At 38.2% G+C, this 16,135-nt stretch carries 13 protein-coding genes; 3 read left to right on the top strand and 10 right to left on the bottom strand.

Annotated features, from left to right (window positions below):
• The first annotated feature begins 4 nt into the window (after positions 1–4).
• Positions 5–928 carry a cysteine synthase A gene (gene cysK, locus ACE01N_RS03210; protein ID WP_380584745.1) on the top strand — a complete coding sequence of 308 codons (924 nt, stop codon included), beginning with the start codon at positions 5–7 and terminating at the stop codon, positions 926–928.
• A 46-nt stretch (positions 929–974) separates the two neighbouring features.
• Here the strand turns inward: cysK and fbaA are convergent, their stop codons facing one another.
• The 5 genes from fbaA to ACE01N_RS03185 all read right to left on the bottom strand — a co-directional run bounded on the left by fbaA (position 975) and on the right by ACE01N_RS03185 (position 7,461).
• Complete coding sequence (fbaA, locus tag ACE01N_RS03205) at positions 975–2,054, bottom strand: class II fructose-bisphosphate aldolase (RefSeq protein WP_380584743.1); 1,080 nt, start codon at positions 2,052–2,054, stop codon at positions 975–977.
• A 199-nt stretch (positions 2,055–2,253) separates the two neighbouring features.
• Positions 2,254–3,303: a LamG-like jellyroll fold domain-containing protein gene (locus ACE01N_RS03200; protein ID WP_380584741.1), complete on the bottom strand. Its 1,050-nt coding sequence runs from the start codon at positions 3,301–3,303 to the stop codon at positions 2,254–2,256.
• Positions 3,304–3,473: 170 nt separating this feature from the next.
• Entirely contained in the window at positions 3,474–4,448 is a 975-nt protein-coding gene (locus tag ACE01N_RS03195; RefSeq protein WP_380584739.1) for a fibrobacter succinogenes major paralogous domain-containing protein, read from the bottom strand.
• A 27-nt stretch (positions 4,449–4,475) separates the two neighbouring features.
• Positions 4,476–6,131 (bottom strand): pectinesterase family protein, encoded by a 1,656-nt coding sequence (locus ACE01N_RS03190; protein WP_380584737.1) that lies wholly within the window; start codon positions 6,129–6,131, stop codon positions 4,476–4,478.
• Between the two features lie 265 nt (positions 6,132–6,396).
• Positions 6,397–7,461 (bottom strand): LamG-like jellyroll fold domain-containing protein, encoded by a 1,065-nt coding sequence (locus tag ACE01N_RS03185; RefSeq protein ID WP_380584735.1) that lies wholly within the window; start codon positions 7,459–7,461, stop codon positions 6,397–6,399.
• Between the two features lie 294 nt (positions 7,462–7,755).
• Here ACE01N_RS03185 and ACE01N_RS03180 point away from each other — a divergent pair, with 294 nt between their 5' ends.
• Positions 7,756–8,619, top strand: coding sequence for an SMP-30/gluconolactonase/LRE family protein (locus ACE01N_RS03180; protein WP_380584733.1), 864 nt, complete (start codon positions 7,756–7,758; stop codon positions 8,617–8,619).
• Between the two features lie 67 nt (positions 8,620–8,686).
• Here ACE01N_RS03180 and ACE01N_RS03175 read toward each other — a convergent pair whose 3' ends face one another.
• Both ACE01N_RS03175 and ACE01N_RS03170 read right to left on the bottom strand, forming a co-directional pair.
• On the bottom strand, positions 8,687–10,111 hold the full coding sequence (locus tag ACE01N_RS03175; RefSeq protein WP_380584731.1) for an MATE family efflux transporter: 1,425 nt from the start codon (positions 10,109–10,111) through the stop codon (positions 8,687–8,689).
• A gap of 574 nt (positions 10,112–10,685) precedes the next feature.
• Positions 10,686–11,381 (bottom strand): endonuclease domain-containing protein, encoded by a 696-nt coding sequence (locus ACE01N_RS03170; RefSeq protein WP_380584728.1) that lies wholly within the window; start codon positions 11,379–11,381, stop codon positions 10,686–10,688.
• Positions 11,382–11,614: 233 nt separating this feature from the next.
• Here ACE01N_RS03170 and ACE01N_RS03165 point away from each other — a divergent pair, with 233 nt between their 5' ends.
• Positions 11,615–11,998, top strand: coding sequence for an HU family DNA-binding protein (locus tag ACE01N_RS03165; RefSeq protein ID WP_380584726.1), 384 nt, complete (start codon positions 11,615–11,617; stop codon positions 11,996–11,998).
• Positions 11,999–12,021: 23 nt separating this feature from the next.
• On the opposite strand, the gene ACE01N_RS03160 is transcribed toward ACE01N_RS03165, so the two are convergent.
• The 3 genes from ACE01N_RS03160 to dacB are packed head-to-tail and all read right to left on the bottom strand — an operon-like array spanning position 12,022 to position 16,027.
• Positions 12,022–13,662, bottom strand: coding sequence for a carbamoyltransferase C-terminal domain-containing protein (locus ACE01N_RS03160; protein WP_380584724.1), 1,641 nt, complete (start codon positions 13,660–13,662; stop codon positions 12,022–12,024).
• Positions 13,663–13,667: 5 nt separating this feature from the next.
• On the bottom strand, positions 13,668–14,642 hold the full coding sequence (locus ACE01N_RS03155) for a hypothetical protein (protein WP_380584722.1): 975 nt from the start codon (positions 14,640–14,642) through the stop codon (positions 13,668–13,670).
• A complete protein-coding gene (gene dacB / locus ACE01N_RS03150) occupies positions 14,639–16,027 on the bottom strand; it encodes a D-alanyl-D-alanine carboxypeptidase/D-alanyl-D-alanine endopeptidase (RefSeq protein ID WP_380584720.1) in 1,389 nt (462 codons plus the stop codon). The genes ACE01N_RS03155 and dacB overlap by 4 nt, the downstream gene beginning before the upstream one ends.
• Positions 16,028–16,135: the final 108 nt, after the last annotated feature.

The following is a 16,135-nucleotide window of genomic DNA, read 5'->3' as shown; positions in this document are numbered from 1 at the left end:
ACGCATGAAAGTTGCAAATAGTGTTATTGATCTGATTGGTAATACACCACTTGTCAGATTAAATAAACTCACAAAAGGTATAGATGCCAACGTGTTTGTTAAGCTGGAATCTGCAAATCCCGGAGGATCAGTAAAAGACAGACTAGGGCTTGCACTTATTGAAGATGCAGAAAAAAGGGGTGTACTTAAACCGGAAGGAACCATTATAGAACCTTCATCAGGGAATACAGGTATCGGACTTGCAATGGTTAGCGCTGTTAAAGGTTACCATGTTATCATTGTAATGCCTGAATCTGCCAGCATAGAACGTCGAAAGCTCATGGAAGGTTTAGGAGCAAGAGTTGTTCTTACGCCTGCTACCGAAGGGATGAAAGGTGCCATTGCCAAAGCCAATGAATTGCTGGAAGATATCGATGGCTCCTTCATGCCCATGCAGTTTGAAAATCCTGCTAACATAGAATTTCATAAACGTACTACCGCCGTTGAGATATGGAACGACACAGATGGTACCGTAGACTTTTTTGTTTCCGGTGTTGGCACCGGTGGAACATTTTCAGGGGTATCCACAATACTTAAAGAGAAAAAACCATCGGTTACAAATGTGGCGGTTGAACCAAAAGATTCGCCGGTGTTATCAGGAGGGGAGCCTGGATCACATAAAATACAGGGCATCGGTGCCGGATTTATTCCCGGGAACTGTAAAACGGAACTTATTGATGAAATTGTTCCTGTTTCAAACGATAACGCATTTGAAACTGCCAGAAGGCTGATGAGGGAAGAAGGCATCATTTGCGGAATATCTTCAGGAGCTATAGTTTGGGCAGCACTGTCTTTAGCAAGTTTACCCGAAAATAAAGGAAAAACATTTGTCGCAATTGTTTGCGACACAGGAGAACGCTATCTAAGCACGTCCCTGTTTCACGAATAAAAAAAGGCGCTTATTGAGCGCCTTTTTTTGTGAATGATACTATGGATTAATATGTATCAATATTATTAAGATCGTTAAATGCCTGCACTAAACGTGCAACCAACGTCTCCTCACCGGCACGTAACCATTTTCTTGGATCGTAATATTTTTTATTTGGTTTATCATCACCTTCAGGGTTTCCGATCTGTCCCTGCAGATAATCATGGTTTTTAGCTTCAAACTGACGCACACCATCCCAGAATGCCCACTGTGTATCAGTATCAATATTCATTTTAATTACACCATAACCAATGGCTTCACGAATCTCTTCGAGTGATGATCCCGAACCTCCATGGAATACAAAGTTAACTGGCTTGTCAACAGATAATCCATCTTTTTCCTTAATATATTCCTGTGAATTTCCAAGGATGGAAGGTTTCAATACCACATTTCCCGGCTTGTACACACCATGAACATTGCCAAAAGAAGCAGCGATAGTAAAATTAGAAGAAACTTCGCTTAACTCTTTATAAGCATAATATACGTGTTCCGGTTGTGTATACAGTAAGGAGTTATCAACACTTGAGTTATCAACACCATCTTCTTCACCTCCTGTAATTCCTAATTCAATTTCAAGGGTCATACCCATTTTGCTCATGCGTTTCAGGTATTCCTTGCTGATTGCAATATTTTCTTCAAGCGGTTCTTCAGAAAGGTCAAGCATATGCGAAGAAAACAGTGGTTTACCAGTAGCTTTAAAGTTTTCCTCACTGGCATCTAACAAACCGTCAATCCAGGGAAGTAATTTTTTAGCTGCATGGTCAGTATGTAAAATAACAGGAATACCATAAGCTTCAGCCACAGTATGGATGTATTTAGCAGCAGCAATACCACCTAAAATAGCTACTTCCTGGCCTTCACCAGATGCACCTTTACCAGCAAAAAATGATGCACCACCATTTGATAACTGTATAATTACCGGAGAATTAACTTTTTTTGCTGCTTCCATAACTCCATTCACTGAGTTTGAGCCAACAACATTAACTGCAGGAAGTGCAAACTGACCTGCCTTTGCTAATTCAAATACTTTGTTTACATCATCACCGAAAATTACACCCGGTTTAACATAGTCTGAAATTTTACCCATTGTATTTTATTTTTCTGTAATTAATTTTTTGCAAAAATAAGTTTTAAATGTTGAATAACATAAAATGTTTATCTAAAAAGCCTTAATAAGACGAAATTGTCAGGGATGGTCTCAAAAAGTGATCATAATTATAAAATCCTCACAATAAAAAACCCGGATAAATTTTACCCGGGTCTTTTATTTATACTACAAATATTTTTTACTGCTTAATAAAGCTTCCTACAGTAACCTTATCCTGACCAATACCTTTAACAATATATTTACCGGTTGTCAGTTCATTAACATCAAGAGTTACATTATCTTCAATATTGTTGACTGATTTAACCAGCGCACCGGTTAAATTGTAAATCTCGATGGTGTTAAAATCAGAAACTTCCTGTATCGATAATGTATTATTAACAAAAGTTGGTTGAATTTTCAATGCCCCTACAGACAGTTTAGGAGCATTAAAACTGGTAGCTAAATTATTATATAGTTCGGCAACCTCATCAGCTGATAACGCTTTATTCATGATCATAACTTCATCAATAGGTCCCATGGTTACATTGGCACCGGTAACATAATTGCCAATTACCAAATCCTGTCCGGCAATATTCAAATCACCTGTACCATCAACCGATTCACCAATTTGTGCTCCATTAAGATATAGATACAAATTACCTGACTCCCGATCTCTTACACCTACTATATTTACCCATTCTCCTGTGGGATACGGAGTTGCAAGATCAGCAATATTAACACCTAATTGCGTTTTCCCACCAAAATCATCATTATCATCAATTGCAAATCGAATTTCACCTTCTTTCGTTTGAATTGTATACCTGTATCCATTGGCATTATTTACGGCATTCCCCTCAAAATCTGTCGCATCCGGACCATTCGTACCTTTAATTATCTGCGTTTGCTCTGCTGCAGATGGATCAACAATGGCCCATAATGAAATTGAAAACGATTCAGTTGTAAAATTAATCGCATTTAGATTTGAACCATCATCCTTAACCACCACACCGGCAATGTCACCTGTCACGTAACTACTAAAGTCAATAGCTTTGCCCGATATTCCATCTGTGAAAGTCACAGCATCACCTACTATTTCTCCCGTTGCCCCTGTTTTTGAATCCGTTGCCGCTTCGTCATCAAAGGACCAGTGGGAAACAATATTAGCATCAAAGGACAACTGAGCCTTTGTCACTCCTGTACTAAATATCAAAGCAAAAGTAAATGCAAAAAGTAAATGTCTTTTTCCCATAATGTATATTTTATCGTTAGTAAAAATAAAAACTGCATTTATGCAATCGATTACAATATAAAAGTTATAAGTCAGGTTTCAAAATCCTACGAATTAAAATTGTTTTATAAAGTTAACAACAAATAAAGAAAGCCAGAAATTTCAGGCTCACGTTATTTGTAAAAAAGTAATTAATTCTTAACGCATCGCACACTATTCCCGTTCCACTTCCAGGTGCCGGCCCGACGTATCTCCATCCGGTCGAACTGAATATATCTGGACCAAATATTGTCACTTTTCAGACTGGTTGATGTCCACCATGTTCCATATACACCATCGCCATAAAAAATACTCTCATCATCCCAGGTGCGATCTCCGGATGGCAATCCGTTAAACCCTGATTCACCAAACTGTTCATCAGTGATCAATACACCCTTCGTCCAAAGATGACTTTCCCCTGCCAGTTTAGAACCTTCATTCGTACCGTTCCATCCGGTTTCTACGGTCTCTGTGGAGCTCATACCAAGTGACTGTTCCAGTATCTGCCACTCCATGTCGCTGGGTAAATGCCAGCCATCAGGACAGACTCCCTGCACACCGCTGGGGACCTCTGCACTGGTAAAACTCCCATTCATAGCTGCCCCCCAGTTATAAAGAGCGCCATGGCTTACAGCATATGCAGCACTATCGTTATTATACCAGCAAAATGCAAGAGAATCAGTGTAAGCCCATGAAGAATCCGCCACACCATTAAATATTGGCTGACCGTACGGATAATGTGTTACACGCAGATTTTCCGCCATCCATACCTGATTTCCTATCTGAATCGTTTTATACGTATTACCATCAACATCCGACATTTCACCATACACCGTAACACTTCCTAATTCAGATGTATCTGGTAAACAATCATCAACGGTGGAAATTACACGGAAATAAGTGGTTTGATCAGCCACAAATTCCAGTTGACCTGTTACTCCATTGATAACCTCCCATGTAATTTTATCATTCGATTTTTCCCAAACAACAGTTCCCTCTGTTCCTTCCAGTTTTATAATCACTGTCTCATTCTGATTAACTGCCCTGTTTTTATATCCATCTATCTGTGCCACGGAATATATTGTAGCCATAGTTAACAGGAATGTTATTATACTCATTCTTTTCATTTTCCAATGTTTTTATTTGTTACCGGATTATTTTAAAATAACTATTCCTGAGTAATTTTTATGCTCAGAATGTACATTGACCATATATTGCCCTGCACTAAATCCTGACAAATCAATTACGTTATCCATCCTTATTTGGTCCGCACTTAATGCTTCTGAATAAATCCGTTGACCCATAAAATTATAAACCTGAATCAATACAGGCTCCTTATCCGGATATCCCCGAAAACTTAAAGTAAACCTGCTCTCGGCTGGATTTGGAAAAACGGACAAACCATCACTGATTGAAATCTCATCAGTTGCATCATAGCAATCATAAATATTCTGGTTTAAAATAATAGGTCTGATGTCATAAGGTATTTCAAGGCTGATGGTCTGATCATTCTGGATATTTACAGTATAAGCTTTGTGCGTCGCTTTATATTTTGAACTCACGACCACAGTTGCAGCACCCGGAATCTCCTTCGGATAGATGATCCTCACTTCCATATCTGACGAGACAGGAACAGCTTCCAGTACAGGCCATTCCGTTGTTCCTGATGGTAACGTCACCGTTATAGCTTCGTTTGCAGGATCAAATCCCGGCACATCCTCACCATTCAGTTTAAGTGCTGAAAGATCCGCCTTGGTGACATCTTCATCCAGAAATGATTTAAAATACTTTTTAACAGCAATATATAAGGGATCTTCTGCCACATCCGGCGACCATTCTGTTTTAATTAAAGCCGGATAATTATTTGTGCCAAAAACTGTATCCATAACATAAACACTTGCCTCTTCATCGTTTAACCTTTTACTGTAGCTTATCCTGTTATCTGTAGCAGATCCGGGACCATAATTATTATATTCATAAAACTGCACATTGCCGATATCATCAGGATTATACCAGGTATTATCCCAGCCCAGCGGACTGATACAATCGGTCAGATAACAATTCATAAACATCACCTTGGGATAGTCTTTCCAGGGTCGTCCGAAGTAAACATTCTTCACTCCATATTCAGCTGTTACCCAACAATTCTGAAAGACATACCCAAACCTGCTTCTGGAACTGGTGCTGGCTGCAGTTATCCAACTGCGGTCTCTCAGGTTATGGATCTGGCAACTGTCAAAAATAACCGTACTGTTTCCAAAAATATAATCCACTGCTCCTATAATAAGGCAATCTTTAAAATAGTTACGGTAAGGCGTTCCTGAATAGTAGGTATCCTGAAAACCGATAAATCTGCAATGCGCAAACTGTTGCCTGTCTTTTGTGGCTGTAGCCAAGGCTTCCGCCTGGTTTCCAACGCCGTAACTGTTTTCGATAGTCAGATTTAAAGCCAAAAAGTCTTCTGAAGCAATCTTCACAGATGCAGTCCCAAACCCACCATCTCCATGGGTTGGTTGAGCTGTAATAATTGTATGATCGACATCCTGACCAACGATGGTCAGGTTTTTAACTATTGAACTCACAGAAATTTTTCCCTCATATACGCCATTCTTTACATATATTACAGCATCCGGAGTGGCAGCTTTTTTAATGGAGTCTATGGCAGCCTGAACCTGGTCAAAATGACCTGAACCATCCCTGGCAACGATCAGGGTTACCTTATCAGCTATTTCGTTATAAAGCTGATCCTGTGCCTGTACAGCTATGGTAAACAAGAACAGTATCAGAATAAACGTTATATTTTTTTTCATCTAAATGTGTTTTAATATTCACTATTCAAAAAAGTTGATATTTCAGGATTTATTAAAGGTCAGCCTTACATTGCATTTATCAGATTCCGGTTAATGGTTACATCGGAATCGTTCCTTTTAATCCTGATAATACAGAAGAAAACAAAGGCATTCATGATTCTGCAATTAATGCAAAACAGCCCATCACATAACTTTCATTATGCCGATGGGCTGATACATTATCTAACCTTAATAAGATTTTTTCTCAGATTAACGTAATTCCGTATTACTGCTTTACAAATTTAGAAGCAACTACAGAATAATCCGTACGATAAGCTTTCACAATATATGTTCCCTTCGACAAATCAGACACATTCACACTCACACTTGGAGCTATAGAAGTTTTGATGGTTTTAACCACCTGACCTGTCAAACTATAAATTTCAACTTTGGTTAACTTCTCTGCATTGTTTACCAGTAGTATATTGCTGTAGGGATTCATTGTAACTGACAGTTTTTCAATTTTTTTGCTGTCCACACCCACAGTCATGTAAGCATCGTAAATTGATTTTATTTGCGCATCCGTCAAGGCTACATTATATAGTTGTACTTCATCAAGTGATCCTAAATAGTTACTGTCCCAGAAAGGATTTCCAGGATTACTACTACCACCAGGGCCTGCAACCGTTTGTACACCATTAGCAACGCTACCGAATGTTAAATCTTCGTTATTGAGTATACTTACCTGCATTCCATCAGCATCAGAAGAAATCAACTCTCCGTTTAAGTAAACATTCATCAACGCATTGTCTTTATCACGAACAATAGCAATCTGATACCAGGTATTTGCATCCCAGGTCATATCGCTAGGAAGATCTCCTCCGGGAGAAGAAAAATTTTCATCCTGATCCCACAACATAAATCGAATTGCGCCTTCTTTTAAAGACAGATGATACCATCCTCCATCAATATCACCGGTTGTTAAATATGGAACACCTTTACTGATAATTGAATATTCAGTTTGCCCATCTGGTGACATAGGCGTTTTAACCCACATGGTCATTGATAAACTTCCATCAATATTAGCTACACCATCACCTGCAAATCTTGCATACGCTGGATTACCATCTGTCTGAGAAAAATCAAGTGCTTTCCCCATGTATCCATCTGTCCATGTTGCTTCAACAGCATTGACTAATTCACCATTTGTAGTTCCCAATTCATCACTAACGGTAGTACCTGTTCCTTCATCGAACTTCCAGTATCCCACTAATCCTTCCTGCGTTTGAGCTAGTCCAATAGCAGTTGATACCAGAAATAACAACATTAAAAAATGTAAAGGTTTTTTCATAATATTACGTATTTAAATTAACAACTAAACTTCATTACAAATTGAGAAAAAAATAAAAAAGAACAGGTTTTTTGTTTGTTTAATTTAGGGGAAGTTTTCCCAAAAAGCGGGATAAATATCATAAAAGTCAAGTAACTGACGCAATAGATTCCAAGTACTCACATTCCGCACTCTGATATTCATGCCTGACAGTCAGTAATTTACGCAATATTTTTTCAATTTTATTATCCTATAAACGTTTAATGTTAGAGTAATATCTATTATTTTTTGTGAAACTTTTTAATAATTAACACTATGAAATATCTGGTTATTCTTTTAAGCTTTGCTGCTTTTATTTCGTGTAAATCAAAACCAAAACAAGCTGAAGAAACTGCAAAGTACAGTCTTGAAAAAATCTGGGAAACGGACTCACTTCTTACAACTTCTGAGTCTGCCGTATTCGATTCTGTAAATAATGTGATCTATGTTTCCTGTATAAATGGTGACCCGAGGACAAAAGACGGAAATGGTTTTATTGCCAAAGTAAGCCCGGAAGGGGAAATAATTGACCGGTACTGGATCACAACTCTGGATGCCCCAAAAGGTCTGGGACTTTATAAAAGCATACTTTATGCGGCTGACATTGACAATATAGTTGTTGTGAATATAGCTGAAGATAAAATCAAGGAACGGCTTCCAATATTCGATGCAGGAATGTTGAATGACATTACTGTAGCCCCAAATGGCAGAGTCTATGTTTCTGATATGGATTCTGATAATGTATATACTGCGTTGGATGGTGGAGTTGATCTGTTTCTGAATAAAGAGATCAACCGTCCAAATGGATTACTGGATCAAAAAGACGATTTATTGATTCTTTCCATGAGTGACGGAGAACTTTATTCGGTTGATTTTGACAGTATGACAAAATCAAAAGTTTTGGATGGTTTACCAAGCGCAGATGGTATTATTGAGGTTGCAGATCAGACTTATATCGTATCAAACTGGAATGGGGAGTTAACCCTGATTACTCCCGACATGAAAAAGCAATCTCTCTTAAATACTATAGACAAAAAGATCAACACAGCAGACATAGGATTTATCAAGGATAAAAATATTGTTTTGGTGCCAACTTTTGGTCATAATACACTTGCTGCTTACAAACTGGTAAAGAATTAAAATCCTATATACTCACCGGGTGAATATTTACATTTTTTTGAAAATCACCCGGTGAGTACTATGGAGACTAAACCTCTTTAAGCTTCCACTTACCCTTTTTGAAGGCCATATAGGCGAAAAAGGTCATAATACTTTCAGCTGTTATAATGGCAAAATAGACACCATGCTGTTCCCAGCCCACCCAATTAGATAACAACCAGGCCAACGGTATTTCGAACAGCCAGAAACTGATTACATTAATCCTGAAAGGTGTCCGGGTGTCTCCTGCCCCATTCAAAGCAGAAACCATCACCATTCCTAGTCCGTAAGAAAGAAATCCCAGACTGATGATTCTCAGGCCTTCCGATCCATACCTGATAATTGTTTCGCTGGAAGAAAAAAATTCCAGAAATACAGAAGGGAAAATCACCAGGATCAGTCCAAGAATTCCCATCGTAATCATATTGGTTTTGCCAACTATCCATACCGATTTCTCCGCCCTGTCGTGTCGTTCGGCACCCAGGTTTTGCCCCACTAATGTTGATGCAGCATTTGCTATTCCAAAACATGGCAACAACGCAAATACAACAATACGCAGTGCAATTGTATAACCTGCCAACACATCACTGCCATAAATGGCAATTATGCGCACCAGAATAATCCAACTGGAAGTAGCCACAATATACTGGCTTATAGAGCCCCATGACAAATCAAGCAGTCTCTTAATCAGAGCCTTGTCGGGCAACAGTTTTATCCCTTTAAATTTAATGCTCCCTTTGCCCTTTATCAAAAGATAAAGCTGCAGAAGTACTGCAAGACTCCTTCCGATAGTTGTTGCCACAGCAGCACCTTCCACTCCCATTTCGGGAAACGGTCCGATTCCGAATATCAGCAAAGGGTCGAGGATTATATTGATGCCATTGGCAAACCCCAGCACATACATCGACAACACAGGATTTCCGGCACTACGAAATACGCCGTTAATAATAAACAATAGTATTATACTCAGGTTTCCGCCCAGCATAACCGATGTATATCCTGACATCTGATCAATGATTACCTGTTCAGCTCCCATTAACCGCAGAATGTCTTTGGCAAAAATTATTCCAGGTACGGCAATCAGGGCCGAAATAAATACCCCGGTAATGATGGCCTGATAAGCTGATCGTGCAGCAACGCCATATCGTTTCTCTCCAATCCTTCGGCTCACCATGGCTGAAACACCGGTACTTAATCCTATACCAAGCGCATATACAATAGTAATCAACGACTCTGTAATGCCAACAGTGGCTATTGCCTCTGCTCCCAGCTTACTCACGTAAAAAATATCTGCAATGGCAAATACAGATTCCATCAGCATCTCCAGAACCATTGGAACTGCCAGAATAAATATGGCTTTTTTGATGCTTCCGGTAGTAAAATCTTTTTCGTTACCACGCAGGGCATCCATAATGTCATGTTTGATTTCCCTGTAGTTTAAGCGGGTAGTTCTTCTTGTTATATGTTGTTTCAATTTTTCCATTTTTGTTGTCGTAATCGATTTTTATGTCGGTTAATTTTCTCTGAATAAACAGCATTATTCACTCGTTTTGATAAATCCGGTAAGCACCGATATAAGAATTCGATTGTATTCATAACAATTCCTCCTGATTAAATGATTAATAAATAAAAAAATAAATGGTAAATGTGGATGTGGGGTCTACTGTTTAGCAGACCAGATCCGGGGTGATATGAAAGCGATTAATTTTCATGATGCGCAAATTTATGAAAATTGATCTTTAATAACCAAATTTATCTGTGGTATATTTGTAGATGTACACCGCACTTTTTACAAAACATAGGATACATAGAAGAGATGTAGGGATTTAACACCCTCTCCTTCGTTAAACTTCGGATTCACCCAGTTAATACTTTTGACGCATCAAAAGTATTCAAAAATGCTTACTGCAAATAAACTACTATTACTAATCCGTCTAAACAAAAATAAAAGAATGCCATCCCTCCAATCCACACAATTTGCAGCGGCTAACGCTCATTTAAACTAATATGATCGTTAATATTCAACTCAAAGGAAACGTATCAGGGTATTAATTAAAATCAGTCCATTTTTTAATTTCGGTAATAATCTGCTCCATTTTATCATTCACTTCTTTCCCTGTATAACGCAACACCCTGTAACCCAATTCCTGAAGTTTTCTGTCAATGTTTCTATCCCTTTGTGCCTGTTCTTCTGTTCTTTCATGATAAGTATGCCCGTCAGTATAGACACATAATTTTTCTCCCCGTTTTGTAATATAAAAATCTGCTACGGTGAGAACATTCTTAAAATTATTAATCGGATCGGAATAAGACTTATTGCTCACATCAATACTATTTCCATTCCAATCCAATGCATATTGAACCTGAAAATATATCCTGTTTCTTTTTAATTCTTTAAATAATTTTCTTTCCAGTGGACTTTGAAGCTCAAAAAGACATTTTATGCAATCTTTGGATTGTTTCATTTCACAATCCGAACATATTCCATCATTTTGATTATGGTCGTCAATTTTTTTTGCTCGTTCTGCATAAATAGAAAGTACTTCCGAAGTATTCAAAGAATCAAGGATTTCATTTAGTTCATCCCTAAGTCTTTTCAGTTCTTCAATATCCGCAATATAGCTCTTATCCCATTTTTGTCCTTTTTCAGTGATTGTTACCAGGAAATCAACAACTTCAAAAACGTCCTTTGACTGATAGGGATTTTTTTCTCTTTTAATTTTTTCAAAGTTAATGGGTATCATTATTCAATTTTTTTAACGGTTGACTAAGGTAACACATTTTACTGTTTTATTATTTCATTTGAATCATAACTACCATTAAAGGGATTTATTTATAATAGTTCTAATAGATAATTGGAAAGGAATTAACTATATTTCTATTGTTTAATCATGATTAAATTTCATTTTATCCATGATTAATTTGTAATTTTTGCCTGATTAAACACTTAAAACCAAACTTATAAATTATCAAAACTATGGCTCTTAGATATAAAATTGTCTCAACAAATGTGTTAGAAAACGGACAAAAAGGACGCAGAATTTGGTTTCCAAAGCTGACAGGCTCCCAACAGATGAATCTGAACCAAATTGCAAAAGAGTTACAAAAACGGACCACTGCCAGTGGCGCTGATGTTTACCTAGTTATAAAAGGACTGGTTGATCTTATACCTGTTCTACTGGCTGATGGTTACACGCTTAAACTTGACGAATTAGGCACCTTTAGGCTCCATGCAAAAGTAGAACCTTCAGATTATGAAGACGCAGTAACCGTTAGAAACATTAAAGAACTGCATTTAAAATTCAGGGCAGACAATGCACTAAAAACGGAGTTGAAAAAAATTAAGGTTCTGAAGGGATAGTTTATTTACCGGAAGCCTTGGAGTCATCCGATGAATTGCATCTTTCCATTCACCACTAAACCATCCAGCTTCATAATACTGGCTACATTTATTGCATCTGTTTCGGTGTGTACAATGGGCTCACCACGCCGATTAAAAGAGGTATTAATCAAGGCTTTAATGTTATATTTCTGATCCAGTATTTTCAATAATTCGTACATCCATGGATTATCCTCCTTTCGAAACAATGCCTGAATTCTTGCTGTGCCATCCACATGCGTAGCACCTTCAAGCTCAGACTTATGTTGCGTAACCGGAGCATCATAAAGCATATATTTCATTAAAGGGTGTAATGGCTTATTTGTAAAATACGATACATTTTCTGCCAGCATAACAGGTGCTACAGGTCTGTACCATTCACGTTGCTTCATTTCACAACTCACTTTTTGAGCCAGTGATTTGGAATCTGCCCTGGCAATAATACTCCGGTTACCTAAGGCTCGCGGACCGCATTCGCCATAACCATTACATATGCCAAAGACTTTGCCCCGTGCAATACCATCCGCAACATTGCTGACCACTCCAGTATCTATTTCTACTTTATAGTCTTCAATTCCCCATGAATTAATATATGGCGGGATTTTTTCTATTGTATTCCCTTTTTGATATTCCATAAAAGCCGCTGCACCAAGTGCCAGTCCGCTGTCATCCGTACAAGGGGGAATATATATCGAACTAAATAATCCGGAATCTACTAACCTGCTATTCGCAACTATATTCAAAGCTGAACCACCGCTGTAATATAAATGATCAGCTCCTGTTTTTTGTTTCAGCATTCCCATCTTCGCCAGTAATGTTTCCACCCAATACTCATGCATGGTGGCAGCAACATTCTGTATGTATGAATTGTGCTGATCATATTCGTTCAGCTTAATTCCAAATTCTTTCTCTGACGATTTAAAGAAAAATGAGGATTTACCCCAGATATCCTGAAAAAACTTATGCTGTTCTAAAAATGCACGAATCTTTTCATCCGGTTCACCATATCCTGCAAATCCCATAAATTTTCCCGGAACACTGTGTTGATCTGTAAATGTTGCTCCTATAATATTAAACGTAAGCGCATTTGCATTAAAAAGTGAACTTAACTGTTTCAGTTCCCAGTGGGCTTCAACAGGAATCAGTTTTTTATTTTTAAAATACCAGGCAGAAAAGTTGCTTTTACTGGCTCCACCGTCAAAATGAATTAACAGGCTGTTTTCCTTAAACCCTCCATAAAAGGGCAGATTAGAAAAAATGTGTGCCAGTTCATGGTTCAAGACATAAGCCTGCTTCAGACCATCAAGAAACCAACAACCTGCCTCTTCCAACCCGGCAGATAATTCTTTTACAGGACCAGCCTCTAACCGGATTTTACCATCATTTGTAATAAAGCTTCTACCCTGCACGGAATCAACAGAGACCAGGTCGAAATCTTTTTTCAATAATCCGGCATCTTTCAGTAAATCATATAAATGATCCTGCAGACGGTTATCGCGCTTTATCCTTGTTTTGCGTTCAAGGTGCAGATATTTCATTAGCTTACCATCCTGCATGACGGCGATAGCATGATCGTGCGCATACGCAATTGTGCCGGCAGAATAGCATTCCGGAATGGCATATACGGCAACAGTTGGTTTTCCCATCCGGATCAGAATTTAACGATGAAACTGATCAGCAACATGATAAGATAGGTGTAGTACATCAGTCGTTTTGCCCTTACGCTGATGCGGATCCAAAGGCCTGAGAGAATTATTCCGGCTGACAGTGAGCCATAAACGAGACTGGCCTGCAACGGCAGAATCCCAATAATAAATAACAGAAAATTAGCCAGCATGAACACGATAAAAATTTCCATGCTGCGCCGCGAAATGGTATTCAAACGTTCCCGGTATCTCAAAAATGAAAAAAAACCAATAATCACAAACAGTGCTACACCCAAAAACATGGGCCAGAAACCATCAGGGATGCTCTGCATATCCCAGCCTTTAAACTGCATGGTTTCTTTAATCGGGATAAGGATTGTATCAACTGATCCGAACACATAAAATGCCCCTAGAACTATCATGTAAGGCAGAATCACCCCCAGTAAAGATGCCTGAAAAGCCCTGAAATTAAAACTTTTCTGCATTGATGCAGCAATCCATAACACCGGAAGAAAAAACAAGACCTGGAACTGTATAAAACTGCCTATCGAAAGGATTAATGAAGCATTAATAATGTTATATCTGTTATCGCTACCTTCTTTGATGGATAAAATCTCATACAGTGAAAAAAATACAAATAAAAAGCTGAAATGCGTTGCACATAATGTTTGCATATACGGTCCGGCTACGATCAGTGTTCCGGCAATAAAATAAGGGAAATAACTTCGTTGCGTAAGAATGATAAACCTGTCGTTGATTATATAGGAAAAAAATGCAATGATATTGGCAATCACAAACAGAGTAACCGCATTCACATATTTATTTTCAGAAAATCTGCTGACCAGAGAATCTGCCAAAGGCAAAAACTTAATTGTTGGATGATAATCATAAGGGACATACAGATTCAGTACAATAAGTGCTATGGTTAATAACACTGTAGTTAAAATGGATACTGATTTTAAATAGTGACTGATTATCATAATGTCTCAATCGTTTGGCTCAGCCAGGCCTCAATATCCTGGATGACTTTTTTTTGTGAACATGTAAATTTATTCACCATTATCGAAAATGCAAATGTCTTCCCGTCTTTTTTAATATATCCTGCATAACAGCGGGTATTGTCCATTGATCCGGATTTGGCAAGAACTATCGCACTTTTTAAATCCCTGAGAAAATAACTGACCGATCCTTCTCTGCCTGCCTGTGGAATGGTTTCCATAAATGGTTTACCCGCTCTGCCGGTTGTAGCCATATAGACCAGAAGATCTGTCATAAACTTTGCAGACACTGCATCGGAAGGCGACAAGCCTGATCCATCATACATAAAACATGATGTCGTAGGGATACCTCTTCTCTCCCAGAATGTTTTCAGATCATTGGTAATGTGATGAATATCTCCGTCGGGCTGTAATGCTCTGAACAGATGTTCAGCAAAAAGATTGTTACTAATAAAATTGACATTTTCAGCAATTTCATGTAAAGACGGAGAAAGGGTTTCTGTAATTTTTAGTCCGGCCTGAACCGGATTGTAAGAGAGTACCACATCTCCACTCACCTTGACTCCTGAAGTCAATAGCTTTTCTTTCAGCATTTCCAGTAAAACCTTCGGGGGATCAGGAATTGAACCCTTTATGGAAAAGTCAATTTTATTGGCAGGAACTGAACCTCTAACGACCCTTTGCAGCTCAAATGGTCCTCCATAAATATAAGCGCTGTCCCTATTCAATGAACTTCCGACTGCCTCTATATTAAACGTCATGTCTTTGATTTTAGGATCAACAGAAGCAACCCTTGCTTTAGCACCAATCTTTGCAGGATAAAACGTTAATGTGTAATAGTTATCAAAACAACTTAAAGGATATACACCCGCACCATAGTAATTCCCAATATCCTCCCAAATCCACCTCGATGGGATGGGTTCAGGGTAAAATAATGAAAGGTCAGCAACAATATCCTCTTTTATTTCTGTAATTCCTTTATTTTTAATTGCTGTGACCCAGTCTTCTAAAAAGCTGTAAATATTGTTGTTAAAATATCGGGATCCCAAAGTTGGATCACCACCTCCTTTTATGATCAGATCACCCTTCAGGACTCCTTTTACTGGCATAGCTGAAGCCAAAACCTCAGTTTTAAACCGGTAATCCTTCCCGAGCTTTTCCAAAGCTGTGGCTGTCGTAATCAGTTTTAATGTTGAAGCCGGGACCAAACTTTTATCCTGGTTTAATGATTTAACCGATTCACCGGTTGCAACATCAACCACAGAAAATCCTAAAGATGCATGTTGATATTCCTCAGTTTGAAATTGCGAATGGCATTTAAATGCAAAAAATATTAGACTAATTATGATAAAACCGGATTTTCCCATTCAGAGTTTTTTGTAAAAATATTCAATATAATGCAAGCAGGAAAATAAAAAGCAGAGAGTATCGGTATATTGACGAAAATTACAGGGCTATAAACTTTTCCAAAGTTT

Origin of the sequence: Quyinboa ferrireducens (assembly GCF_042436675.1) — a bacterium.
GTDB lineage: Bacteria > Bacteroidota > Bacteroidia > Bacteroidales > UBA5342 > JBHJHP01.
This window is presented reverse-complemented; position numbering and strand designations above follow the sequence as displayed.

Excerpts from the sequence above, each read along its gene's own strand:
- fbaA (WP_380584743.1), bottom strand. The coding sequence starts at position 2,054 with ATGGGTAAAATTTCAGACTATGTTAAACCGGGTGTAATTTTCGGTGAT.
- ACE01N_RS03155 (WP_380584722.1), bottom strand. The coding sequence starts at position 14,642 with ATGATAATCAGTCACTATTTAAAATCAGTATCCATTTTAACTACAGTG.
- dacB (WP_380584720.1), bottom strand. The coding sequence starts at position 16,027 with ATGGGAAAATCCGGTTTTATCATAATTAGTCTAATATTTTTTGCATTT.
- ACE01N_RS03195 (WP_380584739.1), bottom strand. The coding sequence starts at position 4,448 with ATGAAAAGAATGAGTATAATAACATTCCTGTTAACTATGGCTACAATA.
- ACE01N_RS03180 (WP_380584733.1), top strand. The coding sequence starts at position 7,756 with ATGAAATATCTGGTTATTCTTTTAAGCTTTGCTGCTTTTATTTCGTGT.
- ACE01N_RS03190 (WP_380584737.1), bottom strand. The coding sequence starts at position 6,131 with ATGAAAAAAAATATAACGTTTATTCTGATACTGTTCTTGTTTACCATA.
- ACE01N_RS03200 (WP_380584741.1), bottom strand. The coding sequence starts at position 3,303 with ATGGGAAAAAGACATTTACTTTTTGCATTTACTTTTGCTTTGATATTT.
- ACE01N_RS03160 (WP_380584724.1), bottom strand. The coding sequence starts at position 13,662 with ATGGGAAAACCAACTGTTGCCGTATATGCCATTCCGGAATGCTATTCT.
- cysK (WP_380584745.1), top strand. The coding sequence starts at position 5 with ATGAAAGTTGCAAATAGTGTTATTGATCTGATTGGTAATACACCACTT.
- ACE01N_RS03170 (WP_380584728.1), bottom strand. The coding sequence starts at position 11,381 with ATGATACCCATTAACTTTGAAAAAATTAAAAGAGAAAAAAATCCCTAT.
- ACE01N_RS03185 (WP_380584735.1), bottom strand. The coding sequence starts at position 7,461 with ATGAAAAAACCTTTACATTTTTTAATGTTGTTATTTCTGGTATCAACT.
- ACE01N_RS03165 (WP_380584726.1), top strand. The coding sequence starts at position 11,615 with ATGGCTCTTAGATATAAAATTGTCTCAACAAATGTGTTAGAAAACGGA.